Below are 22556 nucleotides of genomic sequence, written 5' to 3'. Positions count from 1 at the left end.
ACTATAGTGTAGGAGGCCGGCGCAAATCCAGCGTATTTGGATATTCTTCATTCTCGGCTTCCTCTAAAGGTAAATCAAAATCACTGTGACCTTCATGGTCAACCACATACTGTGTAGCAAAGTGAGGCGACCACTCAGGCATGGAAGGCGATGCCACCGACGGGGTATGACCGTGATCCCAGAATCTGGCAATACGCCTTCCTTCTGCCTCAAAAGCGTTCACAGGCATAGTAGAGAAGTTGCGCCCGCCCGGGTGACTAACATGATAGGTAAATCCGCCTAAAGAGCGACCCGCCCAGCTGTCGTAAACATCAAAGACCAACGGCGCATGTACGCCAATGGTCGGGTGAAGCGCTGATGCAGGGTGCCACGCTCTAAAGCGAATTCCGGCTACATGTTCTCCGCGAATATTGGTGGGTTTTAACGGTAATCTGCGGCCGTTACACGACACTATGTAACGGTCTGTATGCATGTTTGAAACAGTGAGCTGGACGCGTTCCAGTGAGCTGTCAACATAACGCGCAGTTCCGCTGCCTGTCGCTTCTTCACCCAATACATGCCATGGCTCAATAGCGCTAAAGAGGTCTAGCTTAATTTGACCGACTTCACGGCTACCGCAGCGAGGGAATCGAAACTCAAAAAACGGATCGAACCATTCAAGCTTAATGGGAAAACCCGCTGCGTTTAGGTCGCTACATACTTCAGCGATATCTTGCCGTACATAGTGGGGCAGCATAAAGCGGTCGTGAAGCTCTGTGCCCCATCGCACCAGTTTCTTCTTGTATGGTTGTTTCCAAAACCACGCTAGCAGCGTGCGCAGAAGAAGCATTTGCATCAAACTCATTCTGGCGTGAGGAGGCATTTCAAAACCGCGAAACTCTACAATGCCCAATCGCCCGGTGGGTGAGTCGGGGTTGAACAGTTTATCGATACAAAACTCTGCACGATGGGTATTTCCTGTCAGGTCAGTCAGCAAGTGCCGAAGGAGCCGGTCAACTAACCAAGGTGAGGGAACTTCGCCATCGGGAATTTGAGAGAATGCAATTTCTAATTCGTACAGCCTTTCATCCCGAGCTTCATCGACGCGAGGAGCTTGGCTAGTCGGGCCAATGAACAGGCTCGAAAACAAATAGGAAAGACCAGGGTGATGCTGCCAATAGGTAATAAAGCTTCGCAGAATGTCTGGACGCTTTAAAAACGGGCTCTCTAACGGTGTCGGCCCACCCATTGTCACGTGATTTCCACCTCCTGTGCCGGCGTGCCGTCCATCAAGCATGAATTTTTCTGTACCGAGTCGACATGACTTTGCCATGGCATAAAGGGCATGGGTGTTTTTTACCAGAGTATGCCAATCGGATGCAGGGTGAACGTTAACCTCGATAACACCTGGGTCGGGGGTAACCGCAAACTTTTCAACGCGACTGTCGTAGGGCGGAGTATAGCCCTCTAGTATCACTGGAATATTAAGTTTATCAGCGATGGACTCAATAGCGTTCAGCAGCAGCGCATAATGTTCAAAGTGGCTTACAGGCGGCATAAATACGCATAACTTTCCGTCGCGCACTTCTAAACAAAAGGCGGTTAATACTGACTTTTCACCAATATACCCTTTGTGAGACGTTGGGGATGAGAGTGTGCCGGCCATGTCTGCCGGATCCCGTTCTGCTAGCGTATCTGGACTACCTAAGCTACTCAACGGCAGCCGATAACCTAATGGAGAGTCGCCCGGTAACAAGAAGCAGTGCCCTCGTTTAAACGACCATACACTACTTTGCCATCCGTCAAAAACCGTGTCGTAGGCGAGGGGAATAATAAAGCCCACGGGTTTATCTAAACCCTGCTCCAGTTTGGCTAAAAAGCCTTTGCGGGTCATTGCGTGAAGCAGTTCTGGGGCGTCGGGTGACGGGTCTTGCGGCAGGTTACCCTCTTGCCATAAATGATACAGCACGTCTTCATAAGCGGTGACGACAACCTTTTCACTTAAACCCAACGCAGTAGCTAGTTGAGTAGCAAATGTTTGCGCCTCGTTTTGTGAGAAAGAGTAAGTGGCGTTGTTGTCAGCAAGTAGCGCTTGATCATGCCAGATAGGCGTTCCGTCTTTACGCCAGTAACAGGCATATTGCCAGCGAGGTAATGGTTCTCCGGGATACCACTTACCTTGTCCATAATGGCGAAAGCCACTATTACTAAAACTTTCCACCATTTTCATGAAAAGCGTGTGCGCTAAAATGCGTTTCTCCTTGCCGTCGGCAGCGGTGTTCCACTGTTCGCTTTCCATATCATCAATGGAAATAAACGTGGGTTCGCCGCCCATGGTGAGGGTTATTCCTGCATTAACTAAGTCCTTGTCTATTTGGCCTCCAAGCCTATCGATAGCGGCCCACTGAGCATCGCTGTAAGGCTTGGTTACACGGGGCGGTTCGTGCAAACGTTGTACGTTGTTGTAGAAGCTAAATGTCGATTCACACTGATCGATGGCACCGGTGACCGGCGCGGCCGACAGTGGTTCAGGGGTACACGCCAATGGAATGTGCCCTTCACCCGCGAAAAGTCCAGACGTAGGGTCGAGGCCAATCCATCCCGCACCGGGAACGTATACCTCACACCATGCGTGCAGGTCGGTAAAGTCTTTTTCCGGGCCACTGGGGCCATCAAGAGACTTTTCATCACTTGCCAATTGAACCAGATAGCCGGAAACAAAGCGCGATGCTAGCCCTAAATGCCGAAATAGCTGAACCAATAGCCAAGCCGAGTCACGGCAAGAGCCGCCTTTTTTCTGCAGAGTCTCGTCGATGCTCTGGACTCCGGGCTCCATGCGCACACCGTATTCAATTAGGTCGTATACCGCGCGGTTTACACCCACTAAGAAATCTACGGTAGCAACAGGCTCTTCGGGCTGCTGATTGTCAATTAACTGCTGAAACAAAGACGATGCATCTTCTGTCTCAAGGTAGGGTGTTAAGTCTCTCGCCAGCCGTTTTTCGTACGAAAACGGAAAGGATTCAGCGTAAGACTCTAAAAAGAAGTCAAAGGGGTTAATAACCGTCAGTTCGGCAACAAGGTCTACAGTGAACCAGAACTTTTTAGTCTTCTCAGGAAATACTACGCGTGCAAGGTAGTTACCAAACGGGTCTTGCTGCCAATTGATAAAATGATTCTCAGGATAGACTTTTAAAGAGTAACTTTTTATTGGTGTTCGACTATGCGGAGCAGGGCGAAGGCGGAAAGTGTGCGGTGACATACTGATACTTCTATCGTAGTGGTATTCAGTATGATGTGTGATCCCTACAGTGATTGTCATGCTATGGCTCCATTGCCAATTGATATACAAACAGCACAAAAAATCACCTTATATCCAAGTGAGTAAACTTACAAGAAGAAGCGATGGGCAGAAATGTAAAACCCAAAAATTATGTGCTTCAACGGTAATCTCGTTACTCACGATATTGAATAATGTATACTCATCCCAATATATGCGCTATAAAACAGCGCGTGTTTTAAGCACGACTTTTCCTTCACAGATAGACAATTCAATACTTTGAGAGCACTAAACTTTCGCCACGGGTTTTCATCCTACATGCCGCTTTTCATGGCATGGGTACTCTCGTGCCTCATCCTCAGTGCAAGCTTCCAAAGTGGTCAAATTAATAATGAAGTTGAAGTAAGTCAGCAGTCACCACTTGCCCAATTTAATTACGCGGGCAAGAGCTACTCGTTACGGTTTACCGGCACTAAGCTAGAAAACAGTGACGATCAAGGCGATGGACCTGAGGCAATTGTTGAATTGACCTTGGGGTTTGTTGTTCTGGCTATTGTGCTGTGTTTGGGTATGGCAAATGTTGTACCCCGTGCTCGCCAATACTACCGCCAACCTTCTCGCGGCCCACCTTTATCCCTGAGCTAATTCTCTTTTTGCCTTAATGCGCTAGCACGTTCGCTTAGCTGCAAATTAAGGCGCTTCAAAAAATTAGATTATTCAGGATTTTAAAATGGCACGATTTTCATTTCGTGGCTTTGTGTATGTGCTCATCGTTATGCTCGGTTTACTGAGCGCTGCGCCCAACATGTTGCCACAATCAATTAAACAGCAGTTACCTACGTGGTACACCACTTCCACACTATCTTTAGGCTTAGATTTGCAAGGTGGTTCGCATCTGCTATTAGCCGCAGACACCAACGCCTTGTTTGAAAAGCAACTCAACAGCTTTTCGAGCGACTTACTTAGCGAATTGCGCAGTCAAAACGTGCGCTATACAAAAACGTCTCATTCACTCACTCATAAAGATAGTCGTTCTGGAAGTGTCGTCTTTACATTGCGCAGTGCAGATGATGCGAGAAAGGTAAAAGACACCGCATATCAAATTTCCGCTCAGCCAAATGGTTCAAGTGCACTTGATGTAGAGATAAAGCAAAGCACCGTTACCCTTACGCTTAACGAGCTATACACCGAACAACTGGTTAAAGACACGTTAAGCCGAAGTGTTGAAGTAGTTCGAAAGCGTTTGAACGAAACGGGGCTTACTGAGCCTAGCGTTACGCTACAAGGTAAAGACGCCATTTTAGTTCAGATGCCGGGTATGTCTGACCCCACTCAAGTTAAAAAATTATTGGGCACTACCGCACAAATGACTTTTCACTGGGCCGCGAATAGCCAGTCTGAGCAGGTTATGAATAAGCAAGATACGGCGGGTAATACCTATCGCTTAGAGCAAAAAGTGGCGCTAGAAGGTGAACATATTACTGATGCGGCAGGTGTCTTAAGTAGTGAAAATGGCCAGCCAGTAGTGACGTTCCGATTAGACAGCGCAGGTGCCAAGCAGTTTGCCACTATGACACGTGACAACATCGGCCGTGTGCTTGCTATCGTCCTTGACGACAAAGTGGTTACAGCCCCCGTCATAAATAGCGTGATCCCAGGTGGTCGTGGTGAAATAACCGGTAACTTTACATTGCCCGAGGCAGGCAACACTGCACTAATGCTTCGCACAGGTGCGCTACCTGTGCCACTTACCATTATAGAAGAACGCACGGTGGGGCCTGATTTAGGCAGCGATGCCATTCAAACCGGAGTGGAAAGCGGCGTGGCAGGTGCGTTACTGGTATTGGCATTTATGGTAGCGATTTACGGCAGGTGGGGCGCTATCGCAAGTTTTGCTCTTTGTATCAATATGGCGCTGGTGTTTGGCGCATTAACCCTGTTTGGCGCAACACTGACGTTACCGGGCATTGCAGGTTTGATCCTAACCATGGGCATGGCAGTCGATGCCAACATTTTGATTAATGAACGTATTCGTGAAGAAAGTAAAAAAGGTCGTCCGGCAGCCAGTGCAATAGAAGTGGGTTTTGATAAAGCGTTCGCGACTATTGTGGATTCAAACTTCACCACACTAATAGCGGTAAGCTTGTTGTTTATGTTTGGTAGCGGCCCTATTAAAGGGTTTGCAATTACAATTGCCCTTGGTCTGGTGTCTTCGGTATTTACTGCTGTAGCCCTAACTAAAATGTTAATGCTAAGAGTGGTTAAGTCGAAGCACAAGAATACGCAAGATCGCGCGCAGCAGCGCGTTCCTTTGCGTTTTTCATCACCGCTTTTGCGGTTAAGCGATAAGCTAAGCGGTATTAATTTTCTGGCAAAGCGTAAAATTGCACTCGCTGTTTCTGTCGTGCTTACGGTGCTTTCAATCGGGCTATTTGCTAAGCCTGGCTTACATTATGGCGTCGACTTTACCGGTGGCACCATGATTGAGTTGACCACACCAACCCTTAGTACCGATGAGCTAAGGAATGTGATTGAAAGCAATGCCTTTGATCAGATAGCAATTCAAGAATATGGCAGTGAACATCACTATTTATTGCGAGCCCCTGTTCTAGATAGCAGTGGCGAGCTTGAAAATAGCAACGCAAAGCAGACTGACGCACTAAAGCGTGCGATTTCGCAAGCCGACAGTGAGGTAAGTTTTGATAAGATTGATATGGTTGGACCCAAAGTCAGCGGAGGCTTTGCCGAGCTATCCATTCTAGCATTGCTTATCGCAGGTGGCGGCATGTTGGTGTATCTGTGGGCACGCTTTGAAGCGCATTTTGCGAGCGCAGCGCTGCTAACCGTGATACTCGATTTAACCAAAACCATAGGCTTTTTCGCGCTTACGGGCATCGAATTTAACCTAACGGCTGTCGCAGCACTGTTGGCGCTCATTGGTTACTCTATAAACGATAAGGTGGTGGTGCTTGATCGCATCCGTGAATTATTGCGTTTAGACCCAAACAAGCCATTGGCAGATACTATTAATGAGGCCGTGAACAGCACGCTAAGCCGCACGGTATTCACTTCCGTTACCACGCTGTTGGCGTTGTTACCGATGGCTATTTTTGGCGGTGATGCAGTAGAGAGTTTTGCAGTCCCTATGGTTTTTGCTGTCGTGATTGGCACGTCATCGACCTTGTTTATCACCTCTACGCTGCTGTATTTGTTGGGCAGCAGAAGAGAGAAACAAGGTAAAGCGCAGTTAAAGCCTACTGCAGAAGAGATTAAGGCTTCGTTGTCGCACATCCCTTAGACGACACGAGTTCCTTAACTTTATTACCCTGCCGCGTTTCTGTACCTAAATACTTTGGTAACAAAACGCGGTAAGGTAGCAGTATTAACAGGAACCCTTGATGCGTTCAAGCATACCCGAATAATTTACGTGAGAGCGTCAAGGGCAATAAGGAACGTATAATGTTTGCAGTTGATCACATTATTTTACTTAGCGCAGTGCTTGCCATTTTAGGTGTGCTGGCTAGTAAGCTGTCTCCGCGCTTTGGCGTACCTGTATTGGTGCTATTCCTTGGTGTTGGTATGCTTGCTGGTGAAGATGGGATTGGCCGAATTTTCTTTGATAATGCCGATGCTGCGCATGCTATCGGTACATTTGCTCTTATTCTCATCCTATTTGATGGCGGTCTGCAAACGTCAAAAAAGTCTATAGCGCAGGCGTGGAAACCCGCCGCGTTGCTCGCCACTTTTGGGGTAATTGGTACGGCAGTGGTCACCGGTATCGCTGCTATGGTTATTCTCGATTTACCGCTTTATAAGGGCTTATTGCTTGGCGCTATTGTAGGGTCGACAGACGCCGCAGCAGTATTTTCTGTTCTGCGCAACGCTGGTATACGCATTCCTTCAAAAATAAAATCCACACTAGAGCTGGAAAGTGCGTCGAATGATCCAATGGCCATATTCCTCACAATTGGCCTTATAACGCTTATTCAAGACAGTACCACTAAGCCAGTTGACTTACTTTCGCTCTTTGCCAGCCAAATGGGAGTGGGAGCGATTGTGGGCCTTGCCATTGGCGGTATTGCAGTATGGCTTTTCAGACGCGTTACCTTAATGGCCATCGGTTTGTATCCGGTATTTGTGATGTTGTTTGGTGTATTGTCTTTTGGCCTTGCTGCAAACTTAAATGGCAGCGGCTTTCTCGCTACCTTTATTACGGGTGTTATCGTGGGTAACAGCCGCTTTGCTTATCAGCGTAATACGTTCGTGTTTCTGGATGGGCTGGCCTGGCTTGGGCAAATTGCCATGTTCGTTATCTTAGGTTTGTTGGTAACGCCCACCGAGCTGTTTGTTAATTGGAAAGAAGGCCTTTTAATTGCGTTTGTGCTTATTTTTATTGCCCGTCCGCTGGTGGTTATGCCTATTTTGTTGCTTTCGAAATTTTCGTTCAAAGCATCGTTGCTCATCTCATGGGTGGGTTTACGCGGTTCGGTGCCCATTATACTCGCTATATTTCCGCTAATATTCGGCATGCCATACGCAGAGCTCATTTTTAATGTGGTGTTCTTCATCGTGCTTATTTCCGCCTTGTTGCAAGGTTCTACCTTACCTTATGCGGCGCGTAAGTTAGGCTTAGTGTTGGACGATGAAGTAAAGGAGTCGAGTACGCTGGAAATTGTTAAAGTCGCTAAGAGCAAGCGCGAGCTTATAGAAATAGAGGTATCTAAGTTATCGCCAGCACTACATAAAACCATTAGTGAATTAGCCCTTCCCGATAATACGGTAGTGGCGATGATTGCCCGCGGAGAAGAAACCCTTATACCCAAAGGAAGTACCAAAATAGAAATGGGCGATCAAATTTTCATTATCACCAAACTGCTCGATAAAAGCGCCGTTGAGCACTGCTTTTATAGCGAGCAGGAATAGGGTGCTATTGTAAGGTACTTCATGTAGAATGCGCCGCGGAGTTGGCCAGGCAATCGCCGCTTTCGTAAGAAAGGGGAGGAAAGTCCGGGCTCCAAAGGGCAGGGTGCCAGATAACGTCTGGGCGGCGTGAGCCGACGACAAGTGCAGCAGAGAGAAGACCGCCTAAGCATGTTTACATGCCGGTAAGGGTGAAAGGGTGCGGTAAGAGCGCACCGCGCCTCTGGTAACAGAGTGTGGCAAGGTAAACTCCACCCGGAGCAAGACCAAATAGGATCCCTCAACGTGTGGCCCGCATGGGGATCGGGTAGGTTGCTTGAATCAGTGAGCGATTGCTGATCTAGAGGAATGGTTGCCCACGACAGAACCCGGCTTACGGCCAACTCCACTCTTTTCTTAGATAGCTTTTCGAAGCGCTCTGATCGTGCCGCTTTTCCTTGAAATTTTTTCTTAAAGTCGGTTAAAGCTATTCCTGTAGCAGCTGACGGCTATACATATCGAGGTGAAGCCTCTACCTGAAGGGATATTTCCTCAGGCAGAGACATTTATCACTCTTTACTGAAAGAAATAGCGGAACGTCGCACCAATGGTGCGTGGCTGGTTCACCGTAAATCCAAGTCGAGCTCGTCCACCACGTTCTCTATCAAAGGATAGCTGGGCGTTTTCGTCGAACAGGTTGTTTGCATACAGTAATATTTCATAGTCATCGTAGGTAAGACCGAAGCTCATATTAAGCGTGCCGTAGTCGTCTAACAACAAGTCTAATTCCGTTGTTTCTGCGCCAGTGGCACCGCCAAAGGCAAGGCCTGAAGTGAATATACCTGCGCCTGCAACTTGGTCACTAGGCTGGGTTATACGGTCTCCCACGTACTGGTAAGAGCCTTGGAAATAGGTGCTGTTTGAAGAGAATAAAGGCTGCGCTAAATCGTAGGTAAATGCGATGGCAAAGCTCTCTTCAGGTACTGAAGCTAGGCGGTTACCGTCTTCTACGCCACCTAGTACCGCACCATCACCATCAACAACGGTTGAATCGAACTCGGCTTCAATGATGCTACCCGTTAATGAGAAAAAGAGCTGGTCAGTAAACTGACGCGTAAGCTCAAATTCAATACCTTGGGTGTGGGCGTCAGGCACGTTAAATGATACACGTGAAGAGCAAGAACCAGCATCCAATGTAACCTGAAGATCTTCAATATCGTTATAGAAAGCCGAGATGTTAGCTGACCATCCACGACCTGATGATTTCATACCGATCTCATAGTTGGTGAGCTTTTCATCGTCATAGTCTTGGAACGAACCAAAGATGGCTTCATCTTGGTCGGTACACAGGCTTCTATTTAGCGGGTCATTTACACCGCCAAGTCTAAATCCTTGAGACACCTGAGCATTTAAGTTCACGTTTTCGTTTACGCTATACTGGCCGATAACGCGAGAAGTAAAGCCATCTGATTCTGTAGAATCGGTCTGGTTGTCGCCGTTGGCAAATAAGCCCCCAGAGATAAACTGACGCTCTTCTTCATAATCGTAAAAACGAGAGCCCACGGTCATTTTAAAGTCATCGTTCACTTGATAGTTCACTTCACCAAACACAGCAAGCTGCTTCAAGTCGTACGGTAAATAGGCGTTGTAGGGAGAATCAGCTTCAAAACCATTGGCAACCGCTGCTGACGTGCCTTCACCTAAGGTGGCGTCGGTAAATGCGTCGTACCCAGGGGTAGGGAGTGATTGGTCGTAAACACGCTCTGTAGAAGAGTAGAAAGCGCCAACTAGCCAGTCTAGCGCGCCATCGCCATTGGATGCGGCGCGAAGCTCAAAGGTATCTTGCTCTACTTCCGTTCTGTCTAATAAGTTCGACGGTAATAGTACGGCTTCATCAGGAAAACCTAAGTCGATACTTACTGAGCCCGAAAGCGCGCTGGCATCACGACTTACAAGAATATCGCGGTCGGTATAGCTATAAACAAAGGTAAAGTCAGCAACGTCAGCTTGATATTCAGCAGTTACGTCAGCAATCAAGGTATCGTCAGAGAAGCCTTCTTCAAGCAGCAGGTACTGTTCTCGTTCACCCAATTGAATAGCTGGGCGGGTCGTTGTGTAAGGGTTAGCAAACACGTTATACACTTCCTGCCTGTTAAACCCGTTCATTTCCAATTCTTGGAAGATAAGTCGTGGTGTAATGGTGAGCTTATCGTTTGGGGCGATGATGAACGCTACGCGTCCGCCAGTTCTATCGCCGTCGTTAACGTCTTCGCTAAACGCGCCGTTTTCACCTAACGCATCTATAAAGCCTGCGTAATCAGTGCGGTATACCACCGCGCGCATGGCAATGGTGTCGGAAATAGGTACATTTACCATGCCCTTAACGTGACCGCCCACGCCACCGTCTGTCACACTATTAAGATTAGCTTCAAACTTACCTTCAAAGGTATCTAACTCTGGCTGATTGGTGATGTAGCGAAGGGTTCCGCCGATAGAGCCAGATCCAAAAAGCGTACCTTGCGGACCGCGCAGGGTTTCAATGCGGTTAAGGTCGAAAAGGTCGAGATCTGGAGTAAATAAAGACAGCGAGATCACGCTTTCATCGAGGTATACGCCGACCTGCTCCTTAACTCCTGGTTGGTCTCGTACAATTTGACCCGCTGAAACGCCACGCATAGATACTTGGCTTTGGCCTGGTCCTAAGTTTTGAATTGATACGCTCGCCACGTTTCTTGCGACGTCTTCTAAGTTTCCTGCACCGCTGCGTTCAAAGTCTCGCTGCGTTTGTGCGTTGATTGAAAAAGGAATGTCTTCAATGGATTCTGCACGCTTTGTAGCAGTTACTATGATCTGCTCAAAGTCATCGTCATCCTTTTGTTGTGTGTCCTGCGCCATTGCACCGGAGCTAAGCAGCCCCATTACCGCAACGCTAAGTGTGCTTCGTCTAAACGACGATTTTTCTATTTTAAACATAAGTCCATCCAGGTTGGTTGTTTCTATTTTGTTATCAGGCAAGGGCGTAATGTGGCAAAAAAGTTGGGCTATTTCCATAACTTGCGAAACAAATATTTCATTTTTTGTTGTATCTAATGCGGTACGTTTTGCTTGTTAACTTTGTGTTAATTGGAAGTGTGTGGGGAATGTGCGTCTAAAAGGTCAAAAGAAGCGTCTATCTGGCTAATTACAAAAGCAATAATCTAAGTATCATCTTTATGAGAGAGGTGTTGACCCTAAGAGCAAAAATGACTGAGTGATAAAAGCAAGCGGCAGCAATCGGTTTATATCAGCGTCACAGTAAAAGCTGATGGGTTAATTAGAAAGTACAACATGAAAGCATTGTTCAACAGTTAAAGCTAAGAAGGTGAGTAATAGAGTGGAGAAGGCAGTGAATACAAGCGATGTAGTAAAAGGGGTCTTAGCAATTGTTATCGCAAGCTTTCTGTGGGGGACAACAGGCACTGCCGCTCAGTTCGCTCCAGAAATCAGTCCTCTGGCAATTGGTGCCTTTGCAATGGGTATAGGCGGTGTATTGCTTTGTGTTAGTGCCCGAAAATCACTGGTAAAGGATGCACCTATTCTTTTTTCTACACCACTGACCTTTCTGTTTGGCAGTGCATGTGTTGCAATTTATCCGCTGGCCTTTTACAGCTCAATGCGTTTGTCAGGCGTTGCCATAGGCACCGTGGTTTCTATCGCCAGTGCACCACTATTCGCTGCGCTTTTAGAGTACTTTTTAAGTAAAAAGCCTGTGTCTTTAAAATGGTTTATTAGTTTTGTGTTTGGTGCGTTTGGGATTGGCATGTTAGCCATGGGTAAGGCACACGACGCAATGGCATTGTCAGCATCTATAGATGATCAGGTGTTCGGCGTTCTATTGGGTTTAATTGCAGGTTTAACTTACGCTGGATACTCATGGGCCGCGAAGCAACACATTGACGCTGGCGCAAATTCAAAATCTGCCATGGCCGGACTTTTCGGTTGCGCTGCCGTTGCTCTGTTGCCTTCCCTCTGGTTTACCGGTCAAAACTTGTTTGCTAACACTATCCACATTAGCGTTTCACTCTATATGGCTGTGGTGCCGATGTTTCTTGGATATTTGCTATTTGGCTATGGTCTTCGCACTACCGAAGCGAGTAAAGCTACGCTTATTACGTTAATTGAGCCACTGGTTGCGACACTTTTCGCTATTTTTCTAATTGGCGAAGTATTCAAGCCGGTGGGGTGGGTTGGCATGACGCTGGTGTGTCTTTGCCTTTTAATCCAATCGATAAAATTTCCCTTTGCTTTAAAGCGCTATGGCAAAAAAGCAACGGCGTAATGTTGAAACTGCGTGTGGCTTATAATGAAAAGTCAGAATACTTGTTAAGTATTCTATCAATTTGACCCGTTTGTTTTAATTCAACAATGGCGCGGTTAATGGCGGGGAGCTTATCTTTATGTCGATTGTGAACACGCAACGCCATTTGGCCTGCCGTATGGATGGGGCCCATCGCTATTTTTACGTTGTGCATTGAAGACCAGTAACGCGCTGCTGCTTCCTCCATTATGATGACATCTATCCGTTTCATGCCAAGGGCTAAGATAAGGTTACTCTCGGCTTGAAAGTCCATTCTGACGAACTTATCAGAATCAAAATACACATAGCCGGAGATCATCCCTACGGTTTCACCGTAGATAGAAGCGAGGGTTTGGTATCGGCTATGGTTTTCAGGCAGAGTTATAAAGTATTCTGTGATGTCTATAATGGGATCTGAGAAAGTGAAGTCGCCCGCGGGCTCATCTTTAGACAGCCAGCTTGGACTGAAAAAGTCGAAATCAAGAGCGCCTGTTTTAAATGCAAGCATGGCACGTTTGGTAGAGAGCATGACTTTTTCTGTCTTAATATCTGCTCTATTCATAATAAGGGGAAGGATTTCAACTAGAATACCGGCCCTATCTTCGTCGACAGCATTTTCGTACGGGATAGAGCTGCCTGACGTTCCAAGATTATATCGCAGTACTTCATCGGCAGTCGCGCCACCGCCAAAAAGCGAAACGTTAATCAATAAGATAAACGAAACAACTTTTTTGATGTGAGGGGCTAATCTCGCTAAGGCGTTCACTCAAGATGTTCCACTACAATAGGTTAATGAACGGCGCTTTCTTCGCTATTTCTTTCAATGCTTGCCCAATGCTCAACTTTGTCGATGAGGTCAATAGCATCAAAAGGTTTACTTAGGTAATCGTCCATTCCGGCGTTAACGCAGCGCTCTTTGTCACCTTTCATGGCATTGGCGGTTAGTGCGATGATCGGCACATTCAAATAGCGTTCTCCGGCCTCACCATTTCTTATGCGTTTAGTTGCTTCAAAGCCGTCCATTTCCGGCATTTGACAGTCCATCAAGACAACATCAAAGGTCACTTTCATTTTGTTCAGCGCTTCAAGTGCCTCTAGGCCTGATTTGGCACTCAATGTAGTGTGGTTATTTAGGTGCTGTTTAACAATAACCTGATTGATGTCGTTGTCTTCGACAATTAATACTTTGCGTTTTTTCCCTTTTTCCCGTTTCACTCCTGAGGAGTGATGAACTGGCTTAAGCAGGGCTTCGTCGGCTTGTTCAAGCATAATAGTGAAAGAGAACGTGCTTCCGTGACCTTTAACACTCTCAAGTTTTATATCGCCGCCCATGAGTTCGCATAACTGTTTGCTAATAGAAAGACCAAGGCCTGTTCCGCCGAATTTGCGAGTTGTAGAAAGGTCTTCTTGGGTAAAGACATCAAAGATTGTACTTTGCTTGTCTTGTGCGATGCCAATGCCGGTGTCTTTTACGCTACATAAAAGCTTAAGGCTGTTATCTGCATTTTGCTGAATGCTGGTGGTGACTTCAATACATCCACTGTCGGTGAACTTCACGGCATTACCTAACAAGTTCGAGAGTATTTGTCTAAAGCGAACATCATCGCCTTGTACAACGTGAAAGCCTTGTAAATCAAAGTGAAAATGTAGCGCTAACCCTTTTTCTTGGCACATAATCGCGTACTGACTTTGAAGGTTTTCAAGCGACTCTAAAATGTCGAATGGGTTTTCTTCAATTTGCAGTTGGCCTGCCTCAATTTTAGAGAAGTCCAAAATATCATTTACGATATGTAAAAGGCCTTGGATACTAAACTTAGCAAGAGACAGGTAGTGCTTTTGCTCCTCAGTGAGTTCAGAGCTAGCCATTAACTGCAAAACACCAGAAATACCGTGTATTGGCGTGCGTATTTCATGGCTCATACTAGCGAGGAAACTCGATTTAAGACGGGCAGACTCTTCCGCTTTTTCTCGCGCATCCTGAAGATACTGTTCGGTTTGTCGTTGTTGAGTAACGTCCTGTTGAAACCCGATATAGTGAGTGACTTCACCATTTATTTTTACCGGCGTTAAATTCAAACGGTTGTAAAAGGCGCTGCCGTCTTTTTTATAGTTGAGCAGCGTCGTTTCAATAGGCTCGCGCACTGCAATAGCCTTGCGGATTTGGTCAACTGTCTGCTTGCTGGTTTCATCGCCCTGCATCGACCTGCAGTTATGACCGATTATTTCTTCACGACTGTAGCCTGTAAGCTCTTCAAAGGCACTGTTTACGTATATTATTGGTTGGCCGACGCGCTTAATGTCCGAAATGATGATCGACACGGTTGCCTCATCCATAGCGTGAGTGAGCACTTTAACGTGACTTTCAAGAGAGCGTTGTTCAGTTTCGTCGCTACCAACATAGATATCACCACGAATATTACCATTAGCATCGGACAGTGATGTTTTAGTCCAATGAACAAACCGCTCTTGGCCGGTTGATACCGAAAAGTGTGTAAGTTCATTGCTCTGTGAAGAAGCGAGCTTTTGCATAATGAACTTCAAAATACCGTTCTTTTCACCGTACTGGTCATGACAAAAGTCGTCAAAGCGCTTATTAGAAAGTAAAATTTGCTTGTCTTGATCAACCACAACAAGCATATCACCCATTGATTCCAACACGTTGGAAAACTGTTCGTTAGACAGCGAAACCTCTGTCAAATCCCAAATCAGTTTGTCAAACGCTTCGCGAATATCCGCAAGTTCTTGCGCCTCAACTTCACTATCAAGGCGTAGTGAGATCTTATCATCACTGTTTAGCTCATCACTGTTTAGTCGATTCTTAATGTCATTGTACAAAGTCGAAAGTGTTCGCTCGGCAAGCGTTCCCGTCATACTCACCATATGCAAAATGATAAATACGAAGCCTACGATCATTGCCAGCAATACAATCCCAGTCCATGCGGCTTCTCTGTATGCGGTGATGGTGGGTTTAACGCTGTATAAGGTTAGATTTTGCCAATCAGCCTTTTTTATAGCGTAGCCGCTGTCATCAAAATCGGAAAAGCTTGAGTTGGGAGCAATGAGTGATGGCTCACTGCTAAACAGGACATGCCCACTAGAGTCGGTAACAAGCTGGTTAGTCAGTCTGGGATAGGGCGCGAGCAAAGACTGCAAGCTATCCACATACATGACAAGTGCGCCTTCCGCTACGCCTCTAAGTAACACTGGAACGCTTATTAATACGCCGTACTTTGATACCGAGGAGTATGCATTCGATGAACCAAGGGTTTGCTGGCGCCATGCACTACTGAGCGACTCGGGGATAACAGCATTCCAGTTTTTATCAATCACCCGGTTCCCGGCAAAATCAAATAGCGCAAACTCGACACTTTTCGCCTGAGTTAAATTTAACGAGCGGAAAAACATGGGAAGGTAATTATCCCTTTGCTCGAAATCAACCAAGGAATTGATGATGATATCGTTAGCTGCCAAGTCTGCTAGCTGTCTAGTGGTATCGCTAACAATGTAATTGATATCTTGTTCTAAACCATCAACAGATTGTTGTTGAAGCTGGTCGGTTTGTTTAACAATGAAGTGAAAAGAGAGAGCAAACAGAATGATAGACAAAACCGCGACGAGTAAAACCAGTCGCGGAAGCATGCTTGAAAGCAGAAGAGAGCGTAACCTTGGGGGCTGCTGCATTATTGCACGCCCGTTGTTACCAAGTGACCTTTTTCGTTAAACGTAGTCATAAAATAATCCTTTGCCCAGAGTGCATCGTGTCTGTCCTCTGAAAATGGAGCTGTGTAGTGCTTCACTGCACCTTGCACATTTTGAAGAGACTCTAGCGCACCGCGTAATGCGTCTACTTCTATACTACCAGCTTTCGCGGCAGCTGCCGCGATTAAATGAGTTAAATCATAAGCATGAGCCAAACCTGTCACACCACCAATCGCAGTCGCATCCACCAAGCCATACTTACTATAATAGGCTTCTAACAAGCTTTTTGCCTTGGTATTTTTCTGGTGGTTGAAGTGGAAGGTTTGAAGTACTGACACATTGTAGTTAGCGATGGGCTTTGCAAGTAAAGAGGCGAACTGACCCGACGCGACTCCCCAATGCGACACAACTGGGAGAGAGGCGATGCCTTGTTTTGCCATCTCATCGAGTACCACAACACCTTCAGGAACGTTAGTGACAAGAATAATCGCTTCTGCTTTCGCGCTTTTTATTGCCGCGATATCCTCAGAAAAGTCTTTCTGCTGCCAATTTATCCAATGGGTTGCTGTTATATCAATATCATTATTACTTGCAGCTTGTGTTAATGATTCAAGGTTTGAGCGTCCCCATCCTGTTCTTTCCAATACCAACGCGATATTTGAAAGCCCCATATATTTGACGTGATTAATTAGGACTGACGCTGCTTCAGCGTCGCGTACCGACACGCGAAATATGTTATTCGGTGAGTGCCCGTTGTCGATAATAGGCGTCCCAGCTGCCCAAGGAACCAACATCAAAATGTTTTTTTCGTGTATTGGGTCGACTTCAGCGAGAACTACAGGTGTATGAACGCCGCCTACTACCGCAAGTAAATTGGGAGTTTGGGAAAATTGCTCAATGTTATATACACCTCGAGCTGGGTTGCCGCGATGGTCTTTCGCAATAACTTTTATTTGACGACCTAGAATCCCACCAGCGGCATTTATTTCGTCGACGGCAAGCTCGACCCCTCTTGTAATAGCGATGCCACCTTCAACAGCTACCGCTGAAAGATCGGCATCAATACCAATCACCAGAGGTTCCGTTGAACTTAATGCTTTACTTGCAGTAAAAATTGAAAAGACGCAAGCCAGCGAGAGAAAGATAGAAAGTGCACGCATGAATAGGCTACCTAAATGTTAACCTTAAAAGTGTATAGCAATGTGCTCAGTCTTTTAGCGTAAACGTCTTATCCTTTAGTATAAGTTTGATGCTTTTTTGAGAGCTTTTACGAGATTTTTGAGCGCTGGCGACGGGTTGGTGTACTAAACGAGTGCGCATTAATTGTGGCACGATTCTACTATTAGCTTATATTTCGAGAAGAGTGGTTGTACATTTGCTAAACAGTGCTCGACGTTGTTTAGTTGTTCCTCTGGTGACGAGGTAGCAGTAAAACCGCCTGATAAAAATGGTTTGCGTATGTTGCAAGCAAGGATAAACAGCGGTTTGGAGCGTGAGTGCGAAAGAATACCCTGCCAACAATAATAGACATTGAAGCAAGTGGATTTGGCGCAGCGAGTTACCCTATTGAAATAGGTATCGTGCGCTATGATGGTGCAAAGTGGTGTAAGCTACTTCGGCCCTTTGACTCGTGGGTTCACTGGGATCGAAAAGCGGAGTCACTGCACGGCATAACGCAGCAGATGCTGCAAACTCGAGGAGAAGAGCCTCGAAAAGTCTGTGTTGAGTTAAATAACTTCCTTGGCAATACGGTTGTTTACAGTGACGGTTGGGTCGTTGATAACCCGTGGCTAATTAAGCTCTACGCCGCAGCGCAGGTAGAAATGTCTTTCACGTGTAGAGCATTGGAATATATTTTGTCTGAAGCACAAATGAATCAATGGCATGAGGTGAAAAGCCGCCTTGCGAGCCAACTTGATGTTAAGCGTCATAGAGCGAGTTCCGACGCGATGGTAATTCAACAGACTTACGCAAAAACCTTATCATTGGCATAACGGCAACTACGTTTCGTCTTTATGATGGGGTTTAATACTAAAAGCACACTGTGAATGCAATGTAGCGGTGACCTAAAACAAGGATGACTTAAAACAAGTAATTGACGCCCAATGAGAGAGCCATATTCTCTTCTTCCCCAACTTGCCTATGTTCAAGTTCTACCGCCATGTTTAAACCCTCGCTTTTGCCAAGCAGCCAGCCCAACCGAGTAAAAGTACCTACATCATGAGGTAAATAAAGCCACTCTGCGTAATGCTGAAAGGCGGTATTGTTGGTTTTGTACGTTGCATAGACCTTTTGCGGAACCCAAGTGTTAAACCGCCGGCTGGCGCTAAACATACCTTGTGACCCCGCTGGGTAGGTATAACTGTTGTCGTATAGATAAGTTTCGGTTGTAGATTGAATGCGGTACATACTATTTAGCTGCCACCGGGCTATTTTTTTGCTTTTGAATTGGATAGGGCTGTAGTGGGGAGCATTCATTTCCGCGAGCACGGGGGAAGCCGCCATAGACGCAGCCAAAGTAAGTGCCAGAAGAATTCCAGTAACCACATTCATGGAAGAGCCCAAGTTGTTGTTATCATAGCTTGTAAACAACCAGAAACTACAAGCGATAGTGTGTTCGTTATTTAAGCATAGCTGCAAAAAATAGATGATGAAAATATTCTTTGCTGTTTTTTATTTGTTTCGTTGATTTTGCGAGCCAAATAAAAACGCCGCTAGTTTATACCAACACTTTTTTGCAAAGCGTTATAAAAACTGAGCGGCGTATTTAAAAGCGTTATTTGGTTATCGAATTAAATCGATGCTTTTAACGCTTCTGCTTTATCTGTTGCTTCCCACGGGAATTCGTCACGACCAAAGTGACCGTAAGCAGCCGTTGGGCGGTAAATAGGGCGCTCAAGGTCTAGCATTTGAATAAGTCCATACGGGCGTAGGTCGAAGTGTTCACGGACCAGTGCTACTAACGTTTTCTCATCTACCACACCTGTACCGAAGGTATCGATGCTGATAGACGTTGGCTCTGCCACACCAATTGCATAAGACACTTGGATTTCGCAACGCTTAGCAAGTCCTGCTGCAACAATGTTCTTAGCAACGTAACGACCCGCGTATGCTGCACTGCGGTCTACTTTTGATGGATCTTTACCAGAGAACGCGCCACCACCGTGACGAGCCATACCACCGTAAGTATCAACAATGATTTTACGACCTGTTAAGCCACAGTCGCCCATTGGACCACCGATAACGAATCGTCCCGTTGGGTTAATGTGAAAGCGTGTATTTCCATCAATCCATTCACTAGGCAGTACTGGCTTAATAATTTCTTCCATTACCGCTTCGCGAACTGTTTCAGTGCTTACTGAATCACAGTGCTGGGTTGAAAGCACAACTGCGTCGATGCCAACAGGCTTGTCGTTTTCATATTTGAAAGTAATTTGGCTTTTAGCATCTGGGCGTAACCAGTCTAGCTTACCAGATTTACGCACTTCAGCTTGTTTTTGAACAAGGCGGTGAGAGTACGTGATTGGCGCAGGCATTAGTACGTCAGTTTCGTCGCTAGCGTAGCCAAACATTAGACCTTGGTCACCAGCACCTTGTTCTTCAAGGCTTGCGCGATCAACACCTTGATTGATGTCAGGTGACTGTTTGCCAATAGCATTTAATACCGCACATGAATCAGCGTCGAAGCCCATATCTGAGTGCGTGTAGCCAATTTCTTTAACTGTTTTTCGGGTAAGCTCTTCAATATCTACCCATGCAGAGGTAGTTACTTCACCACCCACTAAAACCATACCGGTTTTTACATACGTTTCGCAGGCCACCCGAGCGCGAGGATCTTGTTCTAAAATAGCGTCAAGAACCGCATCTGAGATCTGATCAGCAATTTTGTCCGGATGTCCTTCAGACACTGACTCGGATGTGAATAAATGCGTGGCCATAAATGCTCCGTAAGCGTTAAATTATCAAAATAGTCGTATATTGTACTAAAACAAGTTATAAATACCAGTCTTTACTTCTAGACGTCTAAAAGTCTCTTCGTTACGAATAGTTGACACAACCCGATCACTTATAGGGTTATTCAGGTCGTAATTGTCGAAGTTAATGATGTATTTGTAAAACTAGGCGTCAGATATAACTGTTTTTGCTGTAATGGGAATACGTGATGGTCAGGGTATAGACCATTTTTTACTATGACTTTCGCTATTGGCAATGAAAACCCATTGAACTGAAAGGTGGCATAGGTAAGAATAACGCCACATTCATTCGTATAAAGAAGTAGAGCGAACGCCTTACCTCTACGCTCGTCTAGCTTGCCTAGCCCGCTAAGATACGAAACAAAAGATACAAAATAAATCAGGAGACAACATGCCCTCTCGTCGTGAACTCGCCAATGCAATCCGTGCATTAAGCATGGATGCCGTTCAACAAGCTAAATCTGGTCACCCAGGTGCCCCAATGGGGATGGCTGATATCGCACAGGTACTATGGGGTGATTTCTTATCACACAACCCTGCAAACCCATCTTGGGCTAACCGCGATCGCTTTGTGCTTTCAAATGGTCACGGCTCGATGCTGTTGTACTCTCTTCTTCACCTTTCAGGCTACGAACTGCCAATTGAAGAGTTAAAGAACTTCCGCCAATTGCATTCAAAAACGCCAGGTCACCCAGAGTACGGTTATGCGCCGGGTGTTGAAACGACCACTGGCCCACTAGGCCAAGGTATCAGTAATGCTGTGGGTATGGCACTTGCCGAGAAAGTGCTAGCGGCACAATTCAACAAAGATGGTCACACTATTGTTGACCACCACACCTACGCATTCTTAGGCGACGGCTGCTTGATGGAAGGTATCTCACATGAGACCTGTTCATTAGCCGGCACACTAGGCCTTGGTAAGCTTATCGCGTTTTGGGATGACAACGGCATTTCAATTGATGGTGAAGTGGAAGGTTGGTTCACTGACGATACACCAGCACGCTTCAAGAGCTACGGTTGGGAAGTGATCGATGGCGTTGACGGTCACGATGCAGAGCAAGTAAAAGCCGCTATTGAAAAGGCACAGGCGAATACTGCGCAGCCTACGCTTATTTGTTGTAAAACCACCATTGGTTTCGGTTCGCCTAATAAAGAAGGTACCGAGTCTTGTCACGGTGCACCACTAGGCGAGGATGAAATTGTCGCTACTCGCGAGAAGCTTGGCTGGAGCCATGGCGCGTTCGAAATTCCTGACGATATTTACGCTGGTTGGGATGGCAAAGAGAAAGGCTCAAAAGCGGAAAGCGCGTGGAATGACGCTTTCGCAGCATACGAAGCCGCTTACCCAGAGCTTGCAGCAGAATTCAAACGCCGTGTAAATGGCGAGTTGCCAGCAGATTTCAGCGACAAGGCAGACGCTATCATCGCTGAACTTCAAGCTAACCCACAAAATATCGCGTCACGTAAAGCGTCACAAAATGCACTGAATGCGTTTGGTCCGCTACTTCCTGAGCTATTAGGCGGCTCTGCTGACCTTGCAGGTTCTAACCTTACTATTTGGGAAGGCAGCAAAGGTGTTGAAGCGAACGATGCCTCAGGTAACTACATTTATTACGGTGTACGTGAGTTTGGTATGTCGGCCATGATGAATGGTATTGCCCTTCACGGTGGCTTTAAGGCATACGGTGCAACCTTCCTAATGTTTATGGAATATGCACGCAACGCGGTACGTATGGCAGCGCTAATGAAGCAGCCTGCAATTTTCGTTTACACCCACGATTCAATTGGTCTAGGTGAAGACGGCCCAACTCACCAGCCAGTAGAGCAGGTGGTAGCGCTACGAGCAACGCCTAACCTTGATAACTGGCGTCCTTGTGATCAGGTTGAGTCTGCTGTGTCGTGGAAGTCTGCTATTGAGCGCACTGATGGCCCAACAACACTAATCTTCACACGCCAAGGCTTAGCGCAGCAAGAAAGAACGGCTCAACAAGTTGCAGATATCGCTAAAGGCGGTTACGTACTTAAAGACTGTGAAGGTACGCCAGAGCTTATTCTTATTGGTACTGGTTCTGAGGTTCAGCTAGCCGTTGAAGCCGCAGCGAAACTGACCGAGCAAGGCAAAGCCGTTCGCGTAGTGTCTATGCCATCAACTGACGTATTTGACCGTCAGTCTGCTGACTACCGTGAAAGTGTACTGCCTTCTAGCGTAGTTAAACGCGTAGCGGTTGAAGCCTTGTCTAAAGACAGCTGGTACAAGTACGTTGGCTTTAATGGCGCTATCGTAGGCATGGACACCTTTGGTGAGTCTGCGCCTGCTGGCGACCTGTTTAAGCACTTCAACATTACCACTGACGCTGTAGTAGAGGCTGCACTGTCTCTGTAAGAGGTA

At 46.4% G+C, this 22556-nt stretch carries 13 protein-coding genes and 1 other RNA gene; 7 read left to right on the top strand and 7 right to left on the bottom strand.

Features of this window, described 5'->3' with window-relative positions:
- Position 1: 1 nt before the first annotated feature.
- Positions 2 to 3301, bottom strand: a complete 3300-nt coding sequence (locus MHN00_RS02060) for a transglutaminase family protein (RefSeq protein WP_239300101.1) — start codon at positions 3299 to 3301, stop codon at positions 2 to 4.
- 288 nt (positions 3302 to 3589) lie between these two features.
- Here MHN00_RS02060 and MHN00_RS02055 point away from each other — a divergent pair, with 288 nt between their 5' ends.
- The 4 genes from MHN00_RS02055 to rnpB all read left to right on the top strand — a co-directional run bounded on the left by MHN00_RS02055 (position 3590) and on the right by rnpB (position 8570).
- Complete coding sequence (locus tag MHN00_RS02055; protein ID WP_232298263.1) at positions 3590 to 3904, top strand: hypothetical protein; 315 nt, start codon at positions 3590 to 3592, stop codon at positions 3902 to 3904.
- Positions 3905 to 3989: 85 nt separating this feature from the next.
- A complete protein-coding gene (gene secD, locus MHN00_RS02050; protein ID WP_239300099.1) occupies positions 3990 to 6557 on the top strand; it encodes a protein translocase subunit SecD in 2568 nt (855 codons plus the stop codon).
- A gap of 161 nt (positions 6558 to 6718) precedes the next feature.
- Complete coding sequence (locus tag MHN00_RS02045) at positions 6719 to 8182, top strand: potassium/proton antiporter (protein ID WP_049586178.1); 1464 nt, start codon at positions 6719 to 6721, stop codon at positions 8180 to 8182.
- A gap of 37 nt (positions 8183 to 8219) precedes the next feature.
- Positions 8220 to 8570: RNase P RNA component class A (rnpB, locus tag MHN00_RS02040), an RNA gene on the top strand.
- Positions 8571 to 8734: 164 nt separating this feature from the next.
- Here rnpB and MHN00_RS02035 read toward each other — a convergent pair.
- Positions 8735 to 11131 carry a TonB-dependent receptor gene (locus MHN00_RS02035; RefSeq protein ID WP_170826494.1) on the bottom strand — a complete coding sequence of 799 codons (2397 nt, stop codon included), beginning with the start codon at positions 11129 to 11131 and terminating at the stop codon, positions 8735 to 8737.
- A 400-nt stretch (positions 11132 to 11531) separates the two neighbouring features.
- Here MHN00_RS02035 and MHN00_RS02030 point away from each other — a divergent pair, with 400 nt between their 5' ends.
- A complete protein-coding gene (locus MHN00_RS02030) occupies positions 11532 to 12476 on the top strand; it encodes an EamA family transporter (RefSeq protein WP_239300097.1) in 945 nt (314 codons plus the stop codon).
- 19 nt (positions 12477 to 12495) lie between these two features.
- Here MHN00_RS02030 and MHN00_RS02025 read toward each other — a convergent pair whose 3' ends face one another.
- Genes MHN00_RS02025 through MHN00_RS02015 form a run of 3 tightly spaced genes read right to left on the bottom strand, consistent with a single transcriptional unit; the run spans position 12496 to position 17353 of the window.
- A complete protein-coding gene (locus tag MHN00_RS02025; RefSeq protein ID WP_239300095.1) occupies positions 12496 to 13260 on the bottom strand; it encodes a transporter substrate-binding domain-containing protein in 765 nt (254 codons plus the stop codon).
- Between the two features lie 23 nt (positions 13261 to 13283).
- Positions 13284 to 16175, bottom strand: a complete 2892-nt coding sequence (locus MHN00_RS02020) for an ATP-binding protein (protein WP_239300093.1) — start codon at positions 16173 to 16175, stop codon at positions 13284 to 13286.
- Entirely contained in the window at positions 16175 to 17353 is a 1179-nt protein-coding gene (locus MHN00_RS02015; RefSeq protein WP_049586185.1) for an ABC transporter substrate-binding protein, read from the bottom strand. The genes MHN00_RS02020 and MHN00_RS02015 overlap by 1 nt, the downstream gene beginning before the upstream one ends.
- 336 nt (positions 17354 to 17689) lie before the next feature.
- Between MHN00_RS02015 and MHN00_RS02010 the strand changes: the two genes are divergently transcribed.
- Positions 17690 to 18187 (top strand): exonuclease domain-containing protein, encoded by a 498-nt coding sequence (locus tag MHN00_RS02010; protein ID WP_014948380.1) that lies wholly within the window; start codon positions 17690 to 17692, stop codon positions 18185 to 18187.
- Between the two features lie 88 nt (positions 18188 to 18275).
- On the opposite strand, the gene MHN00_RS02005 is transcribed toward MHN00_RS02010, so the two are convergent.
- A complete protein-coding gene (locus MHN00_RS02005; RefSeq protein ID WP_014975740.1) occupies positions 18276 to 18746 on the bottom strand; it encodes a hypothetical protein in 471 nt (156 codons plus the stop codon).
- A 239-nt stretch (positions 18747 to 18985) separates the two neighbouring features.
- Positions 18986 to 20131: a methionine adenosyltransferase gene (gene metK, locus MHN00_RS02000; protein ID WP_014948382.1), complete on the bottom strand. Its 1146-nt coding sequence runs from the start codon at positions 20129 to 20131 to the stop codon at positions 18986 to 18988.
- A 427-nt stretch (positions 20132 to 20558) separates the two neighbouring features.
- Here metK and tkt point away from each other — a divergent pair, with 427 nt between their 5' ends.
- Positions 20559 to 22550 (top strand): transketolase, encoded by a 1992-nt coding sequence (gene tkt / locus MHN00_RS01995; RefSeq protein ID WP_239300091.1) that lies wholly within the window; start codon positions 20559 to 20561, stop codon positions 22548 to 22550.
- The last annotated feature ends 6 nt before the right edge of the window (positions 22551 to 22556 follow it).

This window comes from Alteromonas sp. Cnat2-8 (assembly GCF_022348355.1).
Taxonomy (GTDB): Bacteria; Pseudomonadota; Gammaproteobacteria; order Enterobacterales; family Alteromonadaceae; genus Alteromonas; species Alteromonas macleodii.
The sequence above is the reverse complement of the archived record's forward strand: the minus strand, read 5'-3'. Positions and strand labels throughout refer to the sequence as shown.